The organism is Thermanaerothrix daxensis, assembly GCF_001306145.1.
GTDB classification, from domain to species: Bacteria; Chloroflexota; Anaerolineae; order Anaerolineales; family Anaerolineaceae; genus Thermanaerothrix; species Thermanaerothrix daxensis.
This window is the reverse complement of sequence record NZ_LGKO01000005.1, coordinates 16,082-34,728: the sequence shown is the minus strand read 5'-3', so window position 1 is coordinate 34,728 and position 18,647 is coordinate 16,082. Positions and strand designations below refer to the sequence as shown.

Sequence of the window (18,647 nt, the reverse complement as noted above, 5' to 3'; positions counted from 1 at the left end):
TTTTCAGATTTGCACCGCTCTTTGGGGCTTCATGGAGGGCTCAGGTTATAGGGAAGCGCCATCAGCCCCTTCCTGATATGCAGTGCGCGTCAGATTTAGAAAAGCTCCGAATAACGCTTCGGCATTCTCCTTCTGAGAATGCCTGCCAGGCTATAATAGACCCGAGTTTATAATACCCCCCTTCTTCAGGAGACACCTCATGCCCCCCTCTTCCTTCACCTTCCAGCGCGCCACCCTCGAAACCTGCGCTCAGGCCACCGGCGCCGTGGTGGTCATTGATGTTCTACGTGCGTTTAGCACTGCGGCTTATGCATTTGCCGCGGGCGCCGAACGCATCCTGCTGGTCGGCGAGGTTGAGGAAGCCTTCACGCTCAAACAACGTTTCCCCGGCGCTCTGATAATCGGCGAGGTCAACGGCTTCAGCGTGCCGGGGTTTGATTTCTGCAACTCGCCCACCCAAATCGTGGGCCGCGATCTGCACGGACGTACCCTCATCCAGCGCACCACCGCTGGCACGCAGGGAATCGTACGCAGCCGGCAGGCACAGCCCCTGCTGGCAACTGCCTTCTGCACGGCTCACGCCACCGCCGAGTACCTGCGCCGCCTATCACCCACCACCATCACCTTCGTCATCACAGGCCAGCGCGCCGAGGACGGCGGAGAAGAGGACGCCGCCTGTGCCGACTACATCGAGGCGCTTTTAAGCGGTCAGAATCCTGCCCCCGAGCCTTTCATTCAACGGGTACGCGAGTCTTCCACCGCGCGTAAATTCCTGGCCCTTGGCAGCCCAGATTTTCCACCCTCCGATCTGGATTATTGCACGGCCATAGACCGCTTCAACTTCGCCATGGTGGCGACCCGCACAGGCGACCTGTGGGTTCTGCAAGCAGTTGACCCGCATCAGATCACCTGAGGACGTCCCTCACTCTTCCAGGGGCTGCCAGCGCTCGGCCAGGCGCGCCATCACCTCGGGCAGGGTGGTATACTCCATGGCCTCCATCGGCAGGCGGTGCGGCTCAAACGGACCATGCTGGCGCAAGGCATCCGCTAACTGATTACACAGTCGGCGCGCTTCGTCGAACCCGGGATCATCAAACAGGTCACGCGGGCCGATCAAGTGCCCCTCGGCGAGCTGGAAGCCCAGCGCAATCACGCGCGGCGGACCGTCAAACCGGCTAGGCGTGGCATGGCGCACCGGCACCGGCATCAGTGGGCCGTAGTGCGAGCCGCGCATCCACCCTTCTACGATGTGGGGCAGGGTGAAAGGCTCCAGCACCTCTCCCACCGCCGGAAATTCGCCCTGACAGCGCACAATGCACACCGGATCATCCTTCCCCACATACTTACCGGCAATCAGGGCCAAACGCTGGGTAGAGGACACCGCGGCAACGGTACCGCTCTTGGTGTAAACCGCCTTGACCATGTAACGTCCCGCCGCCCCGATGAAAACCAGCAGATCATAAGCCTCCTCGGGGGTATCGAAAAAGATGCGCCGATGCTCGAGCACATCGTGGACCTCAAAGCGAAAGCCCGCGTGCATGCTGGGCGAGATCACCAGTCCTGCCGTGTTGAAAGGGTCGGCAAACATCTTGTAGAGGGGCAGGTTCCACGCCCCGGCGGAGGTTTTGTCCGCCATGAAGATGATCACCGGCTCGGAGGGGCGTTCCTCAATCGTCATCTCGGCAACACCCGGTCCCATGCCGCGCACATTGCCTGAAAAAGCATCCGCCAGCAGGTCTTGCCCTGCGCCGTAAAGTTTGAGCCGACGCGCCACCTCGGTGCAGGCCTTGAAGACATCCCAGGCCAGGTGGTGAATTTCAGGATGATCGGTACTATGGCGATGGGTGAGAATGAGTTGCAAATCATCCCCACACGCGGTAACGTAGAAATCCAGTAACAGCCCTTTTGCCTGAGCCTGTGCCAGCAAAGTGCGCGCTTCCTCAAGCAGGGCCTCGTGACAGGCGGAATGCCCCACAAAACCGCCCACATCGGCTTTGATCACACTTAACGTTAGCGTTGCCATGGCTCCCTCCCTTTTCTTCAGGTACACGGCAACGATGGTGGCAAGTACGATGTCAACGTGTCAATTTTATTAACATTATGACACGATAGAACATGGGATTCAATCCTTGATTTCGAACTCCACACATCGGATCGAACCATTGTGCCCCATCTCTTATTCAACTCTCTCCAAATCCGGATCCCTCGTTTTATTTTTAGGTATAATCAATCCAATCTCCCACGGCACCTTATTGACCGCCGAGGTCTATCATGCATACGCCCTACTCAGGCTTGCTCCATCGCTACCGGGAATGGCTTGACCTGCCCCCTTACACCCACCCCGTCACCCTTTTGGAAGGCAATACCCCTCTCATCCCCATGCCGCGCCTGGCCGAGGAACTCGGTGGGGGGTTTGAACTATATATCAAATACGAGGGACTAAACCCCAGCGGCTCGTTCAAAGATCGCGGCATGACGGCCGCCATTAGCGAGGCGCTCGGGCGCGGGGTGCGCGCGGTCATCTGCGCCTCCACCGGCAACACCGCGGCCTCAGCCGCTGCCTATGCCGCCCGCGCTGGATTGCGCGCCATTGTGCTCATCCCCCAGGGCAAGGTGGCCCTGGGCAAACTGGCAGGAGCCCTGGCCTACGGCGCCGAAGTCATCCAAATTGACGGTTCATTTGATGATGCCCTGGCACTGGTGGTGGAAATCAGCCAGAACTACCCCATTGCCCTGGTCAATTCGCTCAACCCCTACCGCCTGGAAGGTCAGAAAACCGCGGCCTTCGAAATCTGCGATGCGCTGGGAGCGGCCCCCGACTGGCTGTGTCTGCCGGTGGGCAACGCCGGCAACATTACCGCTTACTGGATGGGCTTTCGCCAGTACCACGCCCGGCAGGGGAGTGGGTTGCCGCATCTCCTGGGTGTGCAGGCCACCGGTGCAGCCCCACTGGTCCTGGGACACCCGGTAGAAAAACCCGAGACGGTTGCCACGGCCATCCGCATTGGGCGACCAGCGCGGGGCGAGCAGGCCCTGCAAGCCGCCGAGGAATCCGGCGGACGCATCATTGCCGTCACGGATGATGAGATCCTGGCCATGCAACGCCGTCTGGCCAGCCACGGCGTTTGGGTGGAACCGGCTTCTGCCGCGGGCGCTGCCGGCCTGGCCCACGAGATCGCCTCAGGCCGTCTTAACCCGCGCGGTCAGCGCATTGTGGTGGTCTGCACCGGGCACGGGCTCAAGGATCCCGATATCGTCACCCGCTGGAGCCCCCCCCCGCGCACCCTTCCCGCCCGCCTGGAAGCACTGACCGAGGCTCTTCTGACGGAGGTGCGATGAACGCCGCTTGGGTGCACGTACGCGTACCGGCCACCACAGCCAACCTGGGCCCGGGTTTTGATGCCCTTGGCCTGGCGTTGGAGATGTGGAATGAAGCCTGGGTGCGCCCAAGCCCAAGGGGCACCCAGGTGCGCATCGCAGGCGAAGGACGCGACCTGCCCCTGGAAGCCAACCGCTTGGTGCAGGCCATTCACTATTTTTACCAGCAATGCTTGCAGAGTGCCCCGCCCCCGCTGGAAATTCTCCAATATAACCGCATTCCGCCCGGCTCAGGCCTGGGTTCCAGTGCGATGGCGACCGTGGCCGGTTTGCTGGCCGCCAGTGCCCTCAGCCAGCATCCCCTGGATGCCTCCGCCTTGCTCAACCTGGCAGTGGATCTGGAAGGCCATGCCGACAATGCAGCAGCGGCATTGCTGGGTGGGCTGGTGGTCGTATTGAACGACGAGGACCGCTGGATTGCCCACCGCTTCAACCCGGCCCCCTGGCGGGCGGTTGTGACGCTGCCGCAGGTTGACCTTCCGACCCACGCCGCACGCGCGGCCCTGCCGCGCCAGGTAAGCCTGGAGCAGGCTGTGTACAACCTGGGGCGCACCGCGCTGGTCGTGCAGGCGCTGATCCAGGGCAACCTGCCCCTGCTGCGCCGGGCCATGCAAGATCGTCTCCACCAACCCTATCGCCTGCCGCTGATCCCCGGAGCAGCGCAGGCCCTGGAGGCGGCGCAGCGCCTGGGAGCTGCCGCTGCCCTTTCAGGGGCAGGACCGAGCGTGATCGCCTTTACCCGTACCCACACCGAGCCCCTGGCGGAGGCCATGCAGACCGCCTTTGAAGGGGCTGGTCTGCCGGCACGCACCTGGCAACTCCATCTCAGCCCAGGCGGAGCAACCTGGGAGTGGGTCAGTGTGCCTGAATTTCCGCCCGTTGAGGAAACACCCCCATGAGAGCCTATTCCGAACTGCCACCCGATTATGTAGAACGAGGCGAATTTAACCTGGAAAATTCGCGCCTACTCATGGCCATGAATCTGATCGGTCTGGTGCTGCTGGTCGGCGCAGGCTGGTTGTTCGCAGTGCTGTTCACCCGCCTGCGCCCACACACAGGCGAGTTCATCTTGATTTTCCGCAGCGAGACGCCGTGGCAAGTGTTGAGCACGTTGCTGACCTTCCTCGTCCTGCTGGTGTTGATGATCGTTTTGCACGAAGGACTGCACGGCCTGGCTTTTTGGCTCTTTACCCGCAGCCGGCCTCAATTTACCTTCAAGGGTTGGTACGCCTCAGCCTCAGCGCCCGGATGGTACTTCACCCTCCCGGCCTACGCCATCATCGGGCTGCTTCCGTTATTCGGGATCAGCCTGCTGGGGTTGGCACTGGCACCTCTCCTGCCGGAATCCTGGATTGTGCCCACCTGGGCCTTACTGACGATGAACGCGGCGGGGGCCATTGGCGATGTCATGATCGTTGGCTGGTTGTTCACCCTGCCCCGCAACGCGCTGGTGCAAGATTTCCACACCCGCACCGTGGCCTACGTACCCCAATCCGCCCGGTTTGGCGCCGAGCGCTAGCCCGACACATAGAATCTGCACCGGGGGAGGCGCCCAGGCGTGACAACCCTCAATCCCCAGTGGGATTCGTCTCGCCAGCCCTGAAATCCGCCAGACGGCAAGGGGTATGTTATCATTGGCGCGGTTAATGCTCCATTCATCGAGGTATCATCTATGGACTGGTTATCCTACCTCAGCATCGCCCTGGCCGCAGTGGCCGCGGGGGCGGTGAATGCCCTGGCCGGCGGCGGCACCCTGATCACCTTCCCCACACTGATGGCAGTGGGAGTGCCAGCGGTGGTTGCCAATGTGACCAACACCGTGGCCCTGTTGCCGGGTTACCTGGGCGGCACCTGGGCCCAACGCACCGACCTCCAGGGGCAGGGCAATCGCCTGCGCGTGCTGCTGCCCGCCGCGCTGGCAGGCGGCCTGGTGGGCGGGCTGCTGCTTCTGCTCAGCGGCGAGCGTCTCTTCCGCGCCCTGGTACCTTACCTGATCCTCTTTGCCGCGCTTTTGCTGGCGGTCCAGGATGAGATCCGCCGACGTGTATTCGCTCATCCCGACCCCCATCAACCTGGCGCCTCGCGCGAAGCCCTGGCCTTTTTACCCATCTTCCTGGCTTGTGTGTATGGGGGCTATTTCGGCGCCGGGCTGAGCGTGATCTTGCTGGCCGTATTGGGCCTGGTGCTCGAAGACACCCTCACCCGCCTCAACGCGCTCAAGCAGGGGCTTTCGTTGGCCGCCAACCTGACCGCGGCGCTGTATTTCGTGGCCTCGGGCCGGGTGCTCTGGTCGGCGGCTGTGGTAATGGCTGTGGGAGCCCTGGTGGGGGGCATGCTGGGCGGCATGTTGGCCGGGCGGGTACGCCCCATCGTCTTGCGCTGGATCGTGGTCACCATCGGCATCCTGGTGGCTCTCATTTACTTTGTGCGGGGCTAACCCCCATTTGTGCTAAAATACCTTCATGCAGCGCCCACCCTGGCAACTGTGGCTGAAGGCAGGCCTGGGGGCTTTGGCCCTGGGAGTGTTGCTGGCCTGGTGGGAATTCACCCCACCGGGGGTGCTGGGTAAAGCCGATGCCATTGGTTACGCCGTTTGCCATCGCATCCCCTCGCACTCGTTCTTCCTCGGCGACCGTCCGCTCCCCCTGTGCGCCCGTTGCAGCGGCACTTTTCTGGGCGCCCTGATCGGGCTGACTTTTCAACTGCCCCGCGGACGGCGTGCCCTGGCCCCTTCCTGGCCCTTCCGGCTGGTATTCATTGCCTTTGCCCTGGCTTTTGTACTGGATGGGGTCAATTCATTCCTCAGTCTGATACCTCACCTACCTGCACTCTACCCACCCAATAATCTCCTACGCCTGGCCACCGGCAGCGGCTTCGGACTGGGGATATCGGTCTTGCTTGTCCCTCTTTTCAGCCAGGTGGTATGGACCGATCCTTGCCCCGAGCCGGCTCTGTCGCAGGGGTGGCAGTTATTCGGCTTGCTTGGCACCACAGCACTGGGCGCGCTTGGCATTGCCTCTCACATTCCGATTCTCGTCCTTCCGCTGGCGCTGCTTAGCGCGCTGGGCGTGCTGACCCTGCTCACCCTGTGCTACACCCTGTTCTGGATTCTCCTGCTGAAACGTGAGAATTCCTTCAGCGATTGGAACGCCCTGCGTGGGTTCCTGCTGGCCGGGCTGGGCACCGCCTTGCTTCAGATTTTTCTGGTAGATGGCGTGCGTTTCTTTCTCACCGGCACCTGGGCCGGCTTTGTGCTTCCCTAAGCGAGAAGGAAGGGAGTTATGGAAGTACTGGGCATCTTTTCGGCTTTTGGCCTCTCCGCCAGCGCGGGGCTAAACGCCTACATCCCACTGCTGGTCGTGGCACTGCTCGGGCGCTACACCACATTAATCACCCTGCGCCCGCCCTGGGACACCCTGAGCAATGGTTGGATCATTGCCCTGCTGGTTGTGCTGGCGCTGATTGAGTTCTTTGCCGATAAAATCCCCGCCGTCAATCACATTAACGACATCCTCCAAACCTTCGTGCGTCCAACTGCCGGTGCCATCGTTTTTGCCGCCAGCGCCAACGTGATCACCGAGATTCACCCCGTGCTGGCACTGGCGCTGGGACTGCTGGTGGCCGGGGGCGTGCACGCGACCAAAACCCTGGCCGTGCGCCCGGCGGTCACCGCCACCACCGGCGGAGCGGGCAATGTGCCGGTCAGCCTCCTGGAAGACCTGACCGCCACCCTGGTCTCCATCCTCGCCGTGGTGGTGCCGGTTGTGATTGCCTGTGTGCTGATCATCGTCACGTCGTGGATCGTGTTCCGCTTCTACCGACGGGCAAAGCGCGCCGCTGGATAATCACACCCCATACCCGTGCACAGCAATGCCGACCAGATCTCCCAGGGTAGGGTAGGCAGGCGCCCAGCGGGCCAGATCATCCAGCGTTGCCCGCATTTGAACGGCAACCGCCAGCGCATTGATCAGTTCGGCAGCATGACTGCCAAGTGCGGCGGCGCCCAACAGATGCCCGCTCTGGGCCTCCACCACCAGTTTTAGAAAGCCCTGTGCATGAGCCCCGAGTTGGGGCTTGAGCCCTTGGGCAAAATCGGCCCGCAATATGCGCACCATGCGCCCCTGCTGGCGCGCCGCATCCTCCCCCAACCCCACCTGCGCAACCTGAGGATCGCTGTAAATGGCTTCTGCGGTGACTACCGCATCCAGGGGCAAAGTGGGCAGCCCCAGCGCATGTCGAACCGCCACGCGCGCCTGGGCCTGGGCACGGTTGACCGTGTAAGGTGGGCCGGCCACGTCGCCAATGGCATAAATATGAGAGAGCGCCGTACGCCCAAACGCATCCACTACCAGACCCCGGCGGCTGGCACTCAGCCCGACTGCCGCAAGGTTGAGTCGGGCGGTATCGGCTTGTCGTCCGATGGCGATGAACACGTGGCTGCCCTCCAGAACGCGCCCATCGCGCAGCACCACCCGTACCCCCTGGCCATCGCTCTCGGCAGCCTCCACCGGCGCATTGGGATAAAGCGCAACCCCACGCGCCGCCATGATGGCAGCAAAAGCCGCCGCCACATCCGCATCCACACGCGGCAGGAAGGTGGGCAGATCGGTCACCCAGGTAGTCGGCACGCCCATCTGGTTAAAAAAGGAGACGTACTCACTGCCCGTCACCCCACCGCCGATCATGATCAGGTGCTCAGGCCAGGTTTCCAGATGCGCCATGGCACGCGGCGCCAGCAGACGCTTACCATCCGGCTTCAATTGGGGCAGGAAGATTGGCTCGGAACCGGTGGCAAGGATGGCTATATCAAATTCCAGGCGCATTTGACGACCATCCTCGCCTTCCAGACGCAAGATGTGCGGAGACTCAAAGGCCGCCACCGCCTGAACCAGAGTCACTCCGGCATGGATCAACGCTTCCTGCTGAGCCCGACTTTGAGCGACTGCCAGGGCGTGAATGCGCTCACGCAGGAGTGCCAGCGGTGGGCGCGGCAGAGGCGCATCCAGCCAGGGCCGGGCAGTGCCCAGGGCTTCGGCAGCGCTCAAAAAGACTTTGCTGGGCACCAGGCTGTGCCAGGTGGCACGTCCGCCCAGATGCGCCGCTTCCACCAGGGTGACCTGGGCTCCCCGGTGGGCAGCCTCAAGGGCGGCGGTGACCCCAGCCGGGCCACCGCCGATAACGACCAGACGGGGCATGGACAACCTCCGTGCAAGCGGCTACTTCGACCAATCCACGGCCAGTTTCTCGCGCCCGCGCAGCAGTTTTTCCACGGCCATGGCGGCTACGGCCCCCTCCGCTGCCGCCACCACGGCTTGCTTGACGTGATTGCACAGTACATCCCCCACAGCAAAAACCCCCGGGATGGCGGTCTGGAACTCGCGGTCCACGATCAAGCAGCCGGTTTCGCTCAGCGGCAATTGCCCCTGCAGGAAATCGGTAATTGGTTGACCACCTTGCAGGTAAATGAACGCACCACTGACCGAGAGGGTTTGCTCGGGCTGACCGCGCTGGCGGAAGCGCACCCCCTCAACCCGTTCCTCACCCACGATCTCCTTCAAAACCGCACCGGGGTAGAACGTGACCTTGGGATGGTGAAGCAACTCCTCCGCCAATTCAGCCGGGGCTTTGAGATCGGGAGTGGGCGAGAGGAAATGCACGCGACGGACAAAGCGAGTCAAAAAGAGGGCCTCCTCGATGGCCTCATCGTTGTTACCCGCCACCACCACCTCCTGATCGCGGAAGAAGGCCGCATCGCAAGTCGCGCAGTACGAAACTCCGCGCCCCAGCAAGCGGTCCTCACCCGGCACGCGGTTGCCGCGCCCCATCGAGCCAGTGGCGATGATCACCGTCCGTGCCAGGTAGGTGCCGTTATTACCGTAAAGCACCTTGGGGTCGCGCTGCAGTTCGCAGCCCTGGATTTTATCTTGAATGAACTGCGCCCCAAATTGCTCCGCCTGCCGCCGCATGCGCAGAAGCAACTCGGCTCCGCTGATCTCTTCCGGAATGCCGGGATAATTGGCAATCTTACTGGTGATGCCGAGGGCGCCGGCCGTGAGGCCTTTGTCAATCACCACCGTTTTGAGGTTGGCACGGGCGGTGTAGATGGCCGCGGTTGTACCGGCCGGCCCTCCACCGATGATCGCCACATCATAGACGGTTTCTTCACCGCCGAGGGGTAGTTCCAAACCGAATTCCAGGCCCATGCGCAACCTCCTTTCAAATCTGGTTTACTGCGTGATCTTGGCCAGAATATCACTGGCTTCCATGATCAAATATTCTGTGCCGTCATGACGAAACTCAGTGCCGGTGTACTTGGCAAAGATGACCTTGTCGCCCACCTGCACCTTGATCTCTTCATCGTCCCCAACCGCCACCACAACACCGGTCTGGGGCTTCTCCTTGGCCGTCTCGGGGAGCAGGATACCCGAGGCCGTGCGTGCTTCCTGATCCAGTGGGCGAATGAGCACCCGTGAACCCAGGGGTTGAATGGGGGGATTGGTAAGGGTTTCGCTCATAATCAGAACCTCCTTAGTATGTTCATTATACAGGATTATTTCAGGCCTAGTAGGCGGTCAATTTTTGGCCGATCGAAACCGACCACAATTTTGCCATTGATGTCAATGACCGGGACGCCCTGCTGACCAGAGCGGCGCACCATATCCCGCGCCGCAGCGGCATCGCGGCTGACATCTACATCGCGAAACTTGATGCCCCGTTCGCGCAAATAGCGCTTCGCCATGTTGCAGAAGGGGCAGTTCGGGGTAGAAAATACAATCACCCGGGGTTGAGACGTCGTGCCAGTGCTCATACCTCGCTTTTTCCCTCCGCGTGAGAATTAATCCGTTTGATTAGATGCACCACCTGACAAAAAGTTACAACCTGAGAGCACCCTCCACGCAAGCAAACAGCCGGCCTGTACCCCCGGTCACCCACTGGCAAGAACAGCGCACACTCCGGTTTGACCCATGTGCCCACCTTGGATAGAATCATCCTGTATGGGGTCAACCATGCCCTCCCAAGCACGGACGGCACAACCCACTTTGTGGACCTACCTGGGGGTCATGCTCCTGGTACTGGTCACCCTGGCCGGCCTGACCTGGATGAACTACCGTTTTGCCCTTGCCAACCCCGGCGGCAACGACTTCCTGGCCCGCTGGATGGGCGCCCACATGTGGTTGAAAGAGGGGCTCAGCCCTTACGACGACCGGGTCAGCCTGGCTTCGCAATACGCCATTTATGGGCGCCCTGCTGACGCAAGCCAAGGGGAGGATATTGCCCATTTTGTCTATCCTCTCTTCTCCATGCTCTTTTTTGCCCCCTTCGGCCTGCTCGATTACACACTGGCGCGGGCCTTATGGATGACCGTGCTGGAAGTAACCCTGGTGGCGCTCACCCCGCTCAGTCTGCGTTTGGCAGGGTATCGGGCGCGCGGTGGGGCGCTGGCGCTGTGGGTGCTCTTCGGCCTCTTGGGGTATATTGGCATTCGCACCATCATCCTGGGACAATTTGCCGGGCTGAATGCATTCCTCATCGTAGTCGGCATTGCTCTCATCTACCACAGGCGTGATTTGGAAGGTGGGTTGGTGCTGGCCCTCACTGCCAGCAAACCTCAGATGACCTTCCTGCTGCTGCCTTTCGTCTTGCTGTGGGCACTCTCCACGCGCCGATGGCGCCTCGCGGGCGGGCTGGTAGGGGGATTAACCCTGCTGATGCTCGGCTCGCTGGCGCTGCTTCCTGGCTGGCCAATGCAATTTTTGCGTCAGTTACTGGAGTATCCCTCCTACACCAACCGGATTGGCTCTACCCTTTCCATCCTTGCCAGTCAGGTGCCCGGATTGGAAACACCGCTCAACGTCATCCTCCATACAGGATGCGCCCTCTATCTGGCAGTAGAATGGTGGCGCGCCCTCGGCAAGGACCGAGAGAAATTCCTTTTTGCCACCCTGTTAACCCTGACGATCACCAATCTTATCGCCTTGCGCACAGCCACCCCCCACTACACAGCACTATTACCGGCCGTGTTTTTGATCTTCCGAGCCATTGAAGAGCGCAGAGAACAATGGGGCCGCGCGTGGGTCTGGGGATGGGCGCTGTTGCTATTTGTGGGACACTGGGTTTTGTTTTTTGCTACTCTGGAGGGAAATACGGAATCGCCATGGATGTACCCGCCGTTACCGTTCTTTTGCCTGATCGGGCTGCTCTGGGCACGGCGGGCAGGGTTGGCAAGGAGCCACGATGAAACCGGATAAACGCTCCACCCACACCCACGGCTGGATGCTGGCAGCCATTTTGCTTCTGGGAGTGGGCGTGCGCCTCTATCACCTCGCCGATCGGGGGATTTGGTACGATGACGCCTTCTCAATCTTCCTGTCCGAGCGTCCCTTGAGCGCCATCATCCAGGGCACGGCGGCAGACACCATGCCGCCGCTGTACTACTTCCTTCTGCATGGATGGCTGCACCTGGGGAATTCCATCGCCTTCATCCGCGGCTTGAACGTGATCCTCTCCTGTGCGATCATCCTGGGGGTGTATGCCCTGGGCCGGCGGCTCTGGAACGCCCCAAGCGGCCTGGCAGCCGCCTGGCTGACAGCCCTTTCACCGTTGCAGGTCTACCACGCGCAGGAAGTGCGCATGTACGCCTTGCTAACCTTGATGCTGGTAGGCTACACCCTGGCCTTTGTGCGCCTCTGGCAGGCTCACCGGGCCGGGCAACGGCAGGATTGGCGCGCCTGGGTAGGGCTGGTCCTGACGGGTGCACTTGCCATGTACACCCACAACCTGGCGCCCTTCACCCTGGTTTTTCCGGGGGTGTTTTTACTCATCCGCCGGGAATGGCGGCTGCTGCGTAACTGGCTGGGGGCCATGGCGGGGATCGGGCTACTGAGCCTGCCCTGGCTGTGGCTGGTGCCGGGGCAAGTGGCAAAGATCCAGGCTGCCTTTTGGACACCGCGCCCGGGCGTAGTGGAAATTTTACAGGCGCTGGTCATCTTCCACACCAATCTGCCCCTGCCATCCCTCTGGCTGGGCGGAGCGCTCTTCATCACCCTTACCGGCGTGACGCTGGTTGTGTTTGAGACACTGCGTTATCAGCCCCGTCGGGCCGAAGAAGGGTTATTGCTCACGGCTGGCCTGCTCCCACCCGCCTTGCTCTTCATTGCCTCCTACCTGATGCGCCCTATCTTCGTCCCACGGGCTTTCATGCTCAGCCAGGTGGTGTATTTTCTCTTTTGCAGCCGGGTGCTGACCCACCCGACTCGGCGCGCACCGGCAGTACTCCTGGGAATTTTGTTGACAGTGGGCAGCCTGGGCGGCCTCCTCTACCAAGCCGGGTATGCCGCATTTCCACGCTCCCCCTTTCAAGCCGCCATGCAGAGCGTGCAGGAGATTTCCCGGCGCGCCGCTTCCGAGAGCAAGCGTTTATGTATTGTGCACGATAATAAGTTGAGTTTCTTCCCCAGCCATTTCTACGCCCGTGACCTGCCGCAGACCTTCCTGGCGGATGTGCCCGGCTCGCACAACGATACCTACGCCCCGGCCACGCAAGCGGCCATTGGCCTGTTCCCCACCCCTTCCATTGAGGCCGCCGTCCAGGGATGCGACGCAGTGGCGTTCATCGTCTTTGAGAAGGCCATTCAGGAATACCACGAAATGGGGTACACCGAGCACGCTATCATCCGCTGGCTTTCCGAGCATTTTACCCCACGCGCCCGCGAGCGCTACGGCGACCTGTGGATCCTCACATTTGAGCACACCCCCTGAGGCCTACCGGCTATGAAGGGACTTTTTGGGGGTGCTGTTTTTTTGCACGCAAGCCACCGACCTGCTGCCCCCACTAGGCCGGCGGGTGCGGGGTTGCCGGCGCTGTGTCAATTGCGCAAGCATGGCCTTGATAATACCGGCCGAGCCTCCCTGGGTACGCATCAGCCTGGTCATCCCATTGTCGGGGGCGATGACCTTCTGGACCATCCAGCCTGGCGAGAAACCATCCAATCGTGCTAAAGACCCTGCCAGGCAAGAACCCAATACCATTGACGATGTTTGGAAAGTTTTATAATCACGAAACAATGAAAACAAGAACGCAGCATCATGCTCCCTCTTCTATACCACCGCGCCAGGTGAGGCGCAGCAGCAGTTTGTTGACGCCATGGCGCTGGCACTGGAAGCCGCTGGCCTGCCCCGCCTGGCCGGGCGCATCCTGGCCTGGCTGCTCATTTGTGAGCCACCCGCCCAATCCCTGGGCGAAATGACCGCTGCCCTGAACGCCAGCAAAGGCGCCGTCAGCCAGATGGTGCGATTGTTAGCCGAGCGCGGGCTGATCGAGCAAGTGCCCGGGCTACATGCGCGCCGGGACTACTACCGTTTCAAACCCGGAGGGTGGGTTGCCTACCTGCAACAATGGCTGGACCATCTGCGTACCCTGCACGCGCTTTCAGAGCATGGGCTGACCCTGCTCGCTCATCCCACCCCCGAGAACCAACAGCGCCTGCTGGAAGCCCACGATCTCTTTTCCGCTCTGGAGGCGCGCCTGCCGGCGGTCTTTGCCGATATGGAGGCGGCGCGTCGCGTCCGCCAGCAGACCGCGGCTCCACTTCATCCTCTATCCCCCGCTTCGGAGGCTTGAACCTTGACCTCCTATCTGCAAACCGCGGATGGCGAAAAACATGCGGCGGCCCTATCTTCGGTAGTGGCCGCTGTGGGCTTGACCACCTTCAAACTTGTTGTCGGGGTGAGCACCGGCAGTCTGGGCATCCTGGCCGAAGCCGCCCACTCAGGACTGGATTTACTGGCTGCCCTCATGACCTTCTTTGCCGTGCGCCTTTCCAGCAAGCCCGCCGACGATCAGCATCTCTACGGCCATGGGAAGATCGAAAACATCTCCGCTCTCTTCGAGACGCTCCTGCTCCTGATCACCTGTGTGTGGATCATCTATGAAGCCGTGCAACGGCTCTTCTTCCGCCATGTGGAGATCGAGGTCACGTTCTGGGCTTTCCTGGTCATGTTCGTGTCCATTGCCGTGGATCTCACCCGCTCGCGCGTGCTCTACCGGGCGGCTCGCAAGCACAACAGCCAGGCCCTAGAAGCCGATGCGCTCCACTTCAGCACCGACATCTGGAGTAGTAGCGTGGTAATTTTGGGATTGATCGGGGTAAAACTTTCCGCGATCCACCCCCAGTTGGGTTTCCTGCGCCAGGCGGATGCTATGGCTGCGTTGGTGGTGGCGCTCATCGTGATCTACATCAGCCTGCAACTGGGCGAACGTGCCATCCAGGCCCTTCTAGACGCCGCCCCCCGCGACAAAGCCAATGCCATCAAACAAGCCGTCGAGCGCTTGCCGGGGGTGGTGGATTGCCACCACGTGCGTCTGCGCTATGCCGGCCCCCAGCCCTTCGCGGATGTGCATATCCTGGTCGCACCGGAGATGGATTTTACCGCCGTGCACACCCTGACCGAAGACGTGGAGCGCACTATTCAGACGCTTTTACCCGATGCGGATGTGACCGTGCACCCAGAGCCGGCGCCGGCAACCGTCCCCTCTGCGTATTCATAGCCACTGCCAACCGCGGCGGAGGTGGCCGAAACATGGCGGCGCTGGGCCAGCGCGCTCTCGGCAGAAAAAAGCGCCAGCGCCAGCCAGATCAGACTGAAGCCCACCAAGCGGCTGGTTCCGAACGGCTCGCCGTAAACAAAGACCCCCAGCAAGAACTGGAGGGAAGGCGCGATGTACTGCAACAGCCCCAGCGTGCTGAGGGGCACACGCCGTGCCCCACCGGCAAAGAGTAAAAGAGGTACGGCCGTAACCGCACCCGAAAGCGCCAGCAGCAGGGTCTGGTTGGCCGGCCCATGCCCAAACGCTGCCTGACCGCCAATTTCCACAGCCACCAGGTAACCCAGCGCCGGCAGGAAGACGCTACCCGTTTCCAGGGTAAGACCGTGGAGCGCGTTTAGCGGCGCTAATTTCTTGAGCAGCCCATAAAACCCAAAGGAGAAAGCCAGCACCAGAGCCAGCCAGGGCAACCGGCCATAGGCCAGGGTCAGGTAAGTCACACCCACTGCCGCCAGGCCCACCGGCAGCCACTGCAGGGGGCGCAGACGCTCACGCAGAAAGACCACCCCCAACACCACGCTCACCAGCGGGTTGATGAAATAGCCCAGGCTGGTCTCGACAATCAACCCGGCCGTGACCCCCCAAACATAGGTCAGCCAGTTGATTGCCAGCAAAACCCCCGCCCCCAGGTAACTCAGCCCGATGCGTGGGGTGAGCAAGCGCCGCAAATGGCCTATCTCTCCTCGCCAAGCCAGCACAACGAGCAGAAAGAGGAAAGCCCACACGATGCGATGGGCCAGCACTTGAAGGGCCGGCACCCCCTGAAGGGCCTTAAAGTAAATCGGAAAAAAGCCCCACAGCGTGTAGGCCGTTGCGGCGAAGAGCACACCGCTGTTCAACTTTGTTCTCATGGCTTCCTCCTCTACGTTCTGGCGATTATACTCCCATCCACCCCAAACCAGGGACGCATCGGGCCGGCAATCTTCTCCCACCGACTGGTGATTAGAAAATCCCCGCCCCTTTCTATCCCCCAATGCCGAACATCCGCATCAAAAATCACCCCTATGCCCGGCCTCTTTTAGTGTTATGCTATTTGTTACAAGCAGGTGTATGACATGGAGATTCGGGTTAAGCGCGTGTATGCACCAGCCACAGCGGAGGACGGCGTGCGCATCCTGGTGGATCGCGTCTGGCCGCGCGGAATGACGCGCGAGGCCTTGCACGCCGACCTGTGGCTTAAAGAAGTAGCCCCCAGCACAGCCCTGCGGCAGTGGTTTGGGCACGCTCCCGCGCGCTGGGAGGCCTTCAAGAACCGCTACTTTGCCGAGTTAGATGCCAACCCTCAGCCCGTGGAACATCTGCTGGCGCTGGCACGCGAACAGCGGGTCACCCTGTTGTTTGCAGCGCGGGATGAGGCACACAACCAGGCAGTAGCGCTGCGGGAGTACTTATTGCGACGGGCGGGCCAGGAGCAACCCTGACCCGCACTCGCCTTTCACTCGGTCTCGGTTACCTTGCGCAGGCCGCGCGGACGTTCGGGGCTAAAACCGCGTGCCACGCTGAGGTGGTAGCAAAATAATTGCGCCGGAATGATGCTGACCAGCGGCGTGAGCCATTCGGGCACTTCGGCGGGGAGCGCCACGGCTGCCTGCCCCAGGCGCAGCGCCTCGGGTTGATCCGAAAGCACCAGGAGTTCGGCGTGGCGCTCATGGCGCAGGTAACGGAGCAACTCCAACATACCGGCGTAAACTCTGCCTGCTGGTACCACCGCCATCACCGGATAGCCGTGCTCCACCAGTGCAATAGGGCCGTGCTGAAAATCGGCGGAGGAGTAGGGCTCTGCCGCAATGTAGCACAGTTCCTTCAATTTGAGCGACCACTCAAACGCCGTGGCATAGTTGAAGCCGCGTCCCAGGACCACACACTGTTCCATGAAGCGGTAGCGCTGCGCCAGTTGTTGAATGGCCGCATGCTGGGCCAGCATGGCTTCCACCCATTCGGGCAGATGAGTCAGCACCGCCAGGCGCTCCGCATCCCCGGCCAGGGCAATAGAGAGCAAGGCAATGGCCAGCAATTCCCCGGTGTAACTCTTGGTAGCCGCCACCGCCTCTTCGTGACCGGCCAGGATATCCACCACAAAATCGGCGGCCTGGGCCAGGGGCGAATCGGGCGTGTTGGTGATCGCCAGGGTCGGGCAACCCTGACGGCGCGCTTCGTGCATGACACTGAGAAGATCCGGAGAGCGCCCGGATTGTGAAATACCCACCACCAGTGCGCCGCTCAAACGCGGAGGCGATTGATAGAGGCTGAAGAGCGAGGGGGTAGCCAGGGCAATGGGCAGGCGGTTGAACGCCCCCCACAAGTACTGAGCATACCGCCCCGCATTATCCGAGGTGCCCCGCGCCGCCAGAAAGACGTAATCAAACGGCTGGCGCTGAAGTCCTTCGGCAATGGCCTGGATGCGCGGCCAGCCCTCATCTAATAAACGCTGCAACGTTCGGGGCTGCTCAAAAATCTCATTTTCCAGGCTCATGGGCTTCTCTCCACCCGCCCGTGCAGGCGTTCTTCAAAGGCCTCAGCCCCGAATGCGGGTTGCCCACCGATCAGGGTCATGACCACCTCGTGCTGAGGTGAGAGCAAAACCAGGTCGGCGCGGTAACCCGGCGCCAGTCGGCCGCGATCGCTCAACCCCAACACCGCCGCAGGGGTCGTGGTCACCGTGCAGAGAGCCTCCGGCAGGGTACACCCTGTAAAGGCCATCAGGTTGCGCACGGCCGCATCCAGGCTGAGCAGACTGCCGGCCAGAGTGCCATCGGGCAGGCGCACCGAGGTGGCATCTACGCGGATTTCCAGGTCACCCAGGCGGTACTCGCCCGGGGGCATCCCCAACGCTGCAATGGCATCCGTGACCAAATTCAAGCGGTTTGGCCCCTTGGCCCGCCAGGCCAGCGCAACCATGGCGGGGTGAACGTGAATGCCATCTACAATGAGACCCACCGTCAAATCGGGGTGGGTGAGCAACGCCCCCGCCAAACCCGGCGCGCGATGTTCCAACGGCGGCATGGCATTGAAGAGGTGCGTGCCGTAAGTTACACCGAGATCGAACGCATGTAGCGCCTGCTCGTAGGTCGCCAGGCTGTGCCCGGCGGAGACGCGCACTCCGGTGCTGACCAGGTAGTGGATCACTGCATCTGCCCCCGGCAGTTCCGGCGCCAGTGTGACCAGCCGTACCCCATTGGCCGGCTGCCAGCCCTCCACTGCGCCCAGGCTGGGGAGTTGCAGGTGAGCCGGGTTGTGCGCTCCCTTGCGCCCCGGGTTGAGGAAAGGCCCCTCCACATGCCAGCCAAGCGGCTCGGCGCCGTGGAAATCGGCAGGGCGACCACTGTGCCAGGCTTCCATGGCGGTTTCCACCTGCGACAGCGGGCTGGTAACAATGGTGGGCAGAAAAGCGGTCACGCCGTAACGGGGCAGGTGACGCGCCACCTCCCAAATGGTGGCCGGGGCTTCGGTAAAATCGTGACCGAACCCGCCGTTGATTTGCAGTTCCAGCCACCCCGGGGTCACCATAAGGCCGTGAGCATCCAGGGTGGGCGTCTCCGCAGGCGCCGTCAGGTGCTCTGGCGTTCCCAACGCAAGGATGCGCCCATCCTCAATTAACAGCCGGCCGGGGTGAAAACATTCGGTAGGGGTATAGAGTGTGGCATTGTCAATGAGAAGCATGCAA

Annotated in this window: 21 protein-coding genes; 13 read left to right on the top strand and 8 right to left on the bottom strand. The window is 61.7% G+C overall.

The genetic code is table 11. The annotated features are described in order from the left end of the window. Positions 1-199: 199 nt before the first annotated feature. Positions 200-913: a 2-phosphosulfolactate phosphatase gene (locus tag SE15_RS08850; RefSeq protein ID WP_054521767.1), complete on the top strand. Its 714-nt coding sequence runs from the start codon at positions 200-202 to the stop codon at positions 911-913. A gap of 9 nt (positions 914-922) precedes the next feature. Here SE15_RS08850 and fbp read toward each other — a convergent pair whose 3' ends face one another. Next, positions 923-2,023, bottom strand: coding sequence for a fructose-1,6-bisphosphate aldolase/phosphatase (gene fbp / locus SE15_RS08845; protein ID WP_054521766.1), 1,101 nt, complete (start codon positions 2,021-2,023; stop codon positions 923-925). A gap of 248 nt (positions 2,024-2,271) precedes the next feature. On the opposite strand from fbp, the gene thrC reads away from it, so the two are divergent. From thrC to SE15_RS08815, 6 genes are all read left to right on the top strand, one after another. Continuing rightward, positions 2,272-3,339, top strand: coding sequence for a threonine synthase (thrC, locus tag SE15_RS08840; protein WP_054521765.1), 1,068 nt, complete (start codon positions 2,272-2,274; stop codon positions 3,337-3,339). Continuing rightward, positions 3,336-4,277, top strand: a complete 942-nt coding sequence (gene thrB, locus SE15_RS08835; protein WP_054521764.1) for a homoserine kinase — start codon at positions 3,336-3,338, stop codon at positions 4,275-4,277. The genes thrC and thrB overlap by 4 nt, the downstream gene beginning before the upstream one ends. Continuing rightward, positions 4,274-4,897: a DUF3267 domain-containing protein gene (locus SE15_RS08830; protein WP_054521763.1), complete on the top strand. Its 624-nt coding sequence runs from the start codon at positions 4,274-4,276 to the stop codon at positions 4,895-4,897. The genes thrB and SE15_RS08830 overlap by 4 nt, the downstream gene beginning before the upstream one ends. 153 nt (positions 4,898-5,050) lie before the next feature. Beyond that, on the top strand, positions 5,051-5,815 hold the full coding sequence (locus SE15_RS08825) for a sulfite exporter TauE/SafE family protein (protein ID WP_054521762.1): 765 nt from the start codon (positions 5,051-5,053) through the stop codon (positions 5,813-5,815). A gap of 25 nt (positions 5,816-5,840) precedes the next feature. Further along, entirely contained in the window at positions 5,841-6,641 is an 801-nt protein-coding gene (locus SE15_RS08820) for a DUF2085 domain-containing protein (RefSeq protein WP_054521761.1), read from the top strand. Between the two features lie 18 nt (positions 6,642-6,659). Further along, positions 6,660-7,223, top strand: coding sequence for a DUF4126 domain-containing protein (locus tag SE15_RS08815; RefSeq protein ID WP_054521760.1), 564 nt, complete (start codon positions 6,660-6,662; stop codon positions 7,221-7,223). Here the strand turns inward: SE15_RS08815 and SE15_RS08810 are convergent, their stop codons facing one another. From SE15_RS08810 to SE15_RS08795, 4 genes are read right to left on the bottom strand one after another with little or no spacing between them, the layout of a single operon-like run. After that, the gene (locus tag SE15_RS08810; protein ID WP_054521759.1) at positions 7,224-8,573 is read right to left on the bottom strand and encodes a dihydrolipoyl dehydrogenase family protein; all 1,350 of its coding nucleotides are present in this window, start codon (positions 8,571-8,573) and stop codon (positions 7,224-7,226) included. Positions 8,574-8,594: 21 nt separating this feature from the next. Beyond that, positions 8,595-9,581: an NAD(P)/FAD-dependent oxidoreductase gene (locus tag SE15_RS08805; protein WP_054521758.1), complete on the bottom strand. Its 987-nt coding sequence runs from the start codon at positions 9,579-9,581 to the stop codon at positions 8,595-8,597. Between the two features lie 24 nt (positions 9,582-9,605). Next, positions 9,606-9,893: a co-chaperone GroES gene (locus tag SE15_RS08800; protein ID WP_054521757.1), complete on the bottom strand. Its 288-nt coding sequence runs from the start codon at positions 9,891-9,893 to the stop codon at positions 9,606-9,608. Between the two features lie 35 nt (positions 9,894-9,928). Next, positions 9,929-10,186 carry a glutaredoxin family protein gene (locus SE15_RS08795; RefSeq protein WP_054521756.1) on the bottom strand — a complete coding sequence of 86 codons (258 nt, stop codon included), beginning with the start codon at positions 10,184-10,186 and terminating at the stop codon, positions 9,929-9,931. 199 nt (positions 10,187-10,385) lie between these two features. Here SE15_RS08795 and SE15_RS08790 point away from each other — a divergent pair, with 199 nt between their 5' ends. The 5 genes from SE15_RS08790 (at position 10,386) to SE15_RS08770 (ending at position 14,926) form a co-directional block, all read left to right on the top strand. Beyond that, positions 10,386-11,627: a glycosyltransferase family 87 protein gene (locus tag SE15_RS08790; RefSeq protein WP_054521755.1), complete on the top strand. Its 1,242-nt coding sequence runs from the start codon at positions 10,386-10,388 to the stop codon at positions 11,625-11,627. Then, a complete protein-coding gene (locus SE15_RS08785) occupies positions 11,614-13,137 on the top strand; it encodes a glycosyltransferase family 39 protein (RefSeq protein WP_054521754.1) in 1,524 nt (507 codons plus the stop codon). The genes SE15_RS08790 and SE15_RS08785 overlap by 14 nt, the downstream gene beginning before the upstream one ends. Before the next feature lie 121 nt (positions 13,138-13,258). Then, complete coding sequence (locus tag SE15_RS14500; protein WP_160316693.1) at positions 13,259-13,432, top strand: hypothetical protein; 174 nt, start codon at positions 13,259-13,261, stop codon at positions 13,430-13,432. A 90-nt stretch (positions 13,433-13,522) separates the two neighbouring features. After that, a complete protein-coding gene (locus SE15_RS08775; protein ID WP_054521752.1) occupies positions 13,523-13,999 on the top strand; it encodes a GbsR/MarR family transcriptional regulator in 477 nt (158 codons plus the stop codon). Positions 14,000-14,002: 3 nt separating this feature from the next. Next, positions 14,003-14,926 carry a cation diffusion facilitator family transporter gene (locus SE15_RS08770; RefSeq protein WP_054521751.1) on the top strand — a complete coding sequence of 308 codons (924 nt, stop codon included), beginning with the start codon at positions 14,003-14,005 and terminating at the stop codon, positions 14,924-14,926. Here the strand turns inward: SE15_RS08770 and rarD are convergent. Beyond that, the gene (gene rarD / locus SE15_RS08765; protein WP_083461840.1) at positions 14,848-15,834 is read right to left on the bottom strand and encodes an EamA family transporter RarD; all 987 of its coding nucleotides are present in this window, start codon (positions 15,832-15,834) and stop codon (positions 14,848-14,850) included. The two genes, SE15_RS08770 and rarD, sit on opposite strands and share 79 nt — an antisense overlap. A gap of 204 nt (positions 15,835-16,038) precedes the next feature. Between rarD and SE15_RS08760 the strand changes: the two genes are divergently transcribed. After that, positions 16,039-16,404, top strand: coding sequence for a DUF488 domain-containing protein (locus tag SE15_RS08760; protein ID WP_054521750.1), 366 nt, complete (start codon positions 16,039-16,041; stop codon positions 16,402-16,404). Positions 16,405-16,418: 14 nt separating this feature from the next. Here the strand turns inward: SE15_RS08760 and SE15_RS08755 are convergent, their stop codons facing one another. Both SE15_RS08755 and nagA read right to left on the bottom strand, forming a co-directional pair. After that, a complete protein-coding gene (locus SE15_RS08755; protein WP_054521749.1) occupies positions 16,419-17,456 on the bottom strand; it encodes an SIS domain-containing protein in 1,038 nt (345 codons plus the stop codon). Continuing rightward, the gene (nagA, locus tag SE15_RS08750) at positions 17,453-18,643 is read right to left on the bottom strand and encodes an N-acetylglucosamine-6-phosphate deacetylase (protein ID WP_083461839.1); all 1,191 of its coding nucleotides are present in this window, start codon (positions 18,641-18,643) and stop codon (positions 17,453-17,455) included. Before nagA ends, SE15_RS08755 begins: the two co-directional genes overlap by 4 nt. Positions 18,644-18,647: the final 4 nt, after the last annotated feature.

Coding starts and splice junctions, on each gene's coding strand:
- SE15_RS08850 (WP_054521767.1), top strand. CDS start 200: ATGCCCCCCTCTTCCTTCACCTTCCAGCGCGCCACCCTCGAAACCTGC.
- fbp (WP_054521766.1), bottom strand. CDS start 2,023: ATGGCAACGCTAACGTTAAGTGTGATCAAAGCCGATGTGGGCGGTTTT.
- thrC (WP_054521765.1), top strand. CDS start 2,272: ATGCATACGCCCTACTCAGGCTTGCTCCATCGCTACCGGGAATGGCTT.
- thrB (WP_054521764.1), top strand. CDS start 3,336: ATGAACGCCGCTTGGGTGCACGTACGCGTACCGGCCACCACAGCCAAC.
- SE15_RS08830 (WP_054521763.1), top strand. CDS start 4,274: ATGAGAGCCTATTCCGAACTGCCACCCGATTATGTAGAACGAGGCGAA.
- SE15_RS08825 (WP_054521762.1), top strand. CDS start 5,051: ATGGACTGGTTATCCTACCTCAGCATCGCCCTGGCCGCAGTGGCCGCG.
- SE15_RS08820 (WP_054521761.1), top strand. CDS start 5,841: ATGCAGCGCCCACCCTGGCAACTGTGGCTGAAGGCAGGCCTGGGGGCT.
- SE15_RS08815 (WP_054521760.1), top strand. CDS start 6,660: ATGGAAGTACTGGGCATCTTTTCGGCTTTTGGCCTCTCCGCCAGCGCG.
- SE15_RS08810 (WP_054521759.1), bottom strand. CDS start 8,573: ATGCCCCGTCTGGTCGTTATCGGCGGTGGCCCGGCTGGGGTCACCGCC.
- SE15_RS08805 (WP_054521758.1), bottom strand. CDS start 9,581: ATGGGCCTGGAATTCGGTTTGGAACTACCCCTCGGCGGTGAAGAAACC.
- SE15_RS08800 (WP_054521757.1), bottom strand. CDS start 9,893: ATGAGCGAAACCCTTACCAATCCCCCCATTCAACCCCTGGGTTCACGG.
- SE15_RS08795 (WP_054521756.1), bottom strand. CDS start 10,186: ATGAGCACTGGCACGACGTCTCAACCCCGGGTGATTGTATTTTCTACC.
- SE15_RS08790 (WP_054521755.1), top strand. CDS start 10,386: ATGCCCTCCCAAGCACGGACGGCACAACCCACTTTGTGGACCTACCTG.
- SE15_RS08785 (WP_054521754.1), top strand. CDS start 11,614: ATGAAACCGGATAAACGCTCCACCCACACCCACGGCTGGATGCTGGCA.
- SE15_RS14500 (WP_160316693.1), top strand. CDS start 13,259: ATGGCCTTGATAATACCGGCCGAGCCTCCCTGGGTACGCATCAGCCTG.
- SE15_RS08775 (WP_054521752.1), top strand. CDS start 13,523: ATGGCGCTGGCACTGGAAGCCGCTGGCCTGCCCCGCCTGGCCGGGCGC.
- rarD (WP_083461840.1), bottom strand. CDS start 15,834: ATGAGAACAAAGTTGAACAGCGGTGTGCTCTTCGCCGCAACGGCCTAC.
- SE15_RS08760 (WP_054521750.1), top strand. CDS start 16,039: ATGGAGATTCGGGTTAAGCGCGTGTATGCACCAGCCACAGCGGAGGAC.
- SE15_RS08755 (WP_054521749.1), bottom strand. CDS start 17,456: ATGAGCCTGGAAAATGAGATTTTTGAGCAGCCCCGAACGTTGCAGCGT.
- nagA (WP_083461839.1), bottom strand. CDS start 18,643: ATGCTTCTCATTGACAATGCCACACTCTATACCCCTACCGAATGTTTT.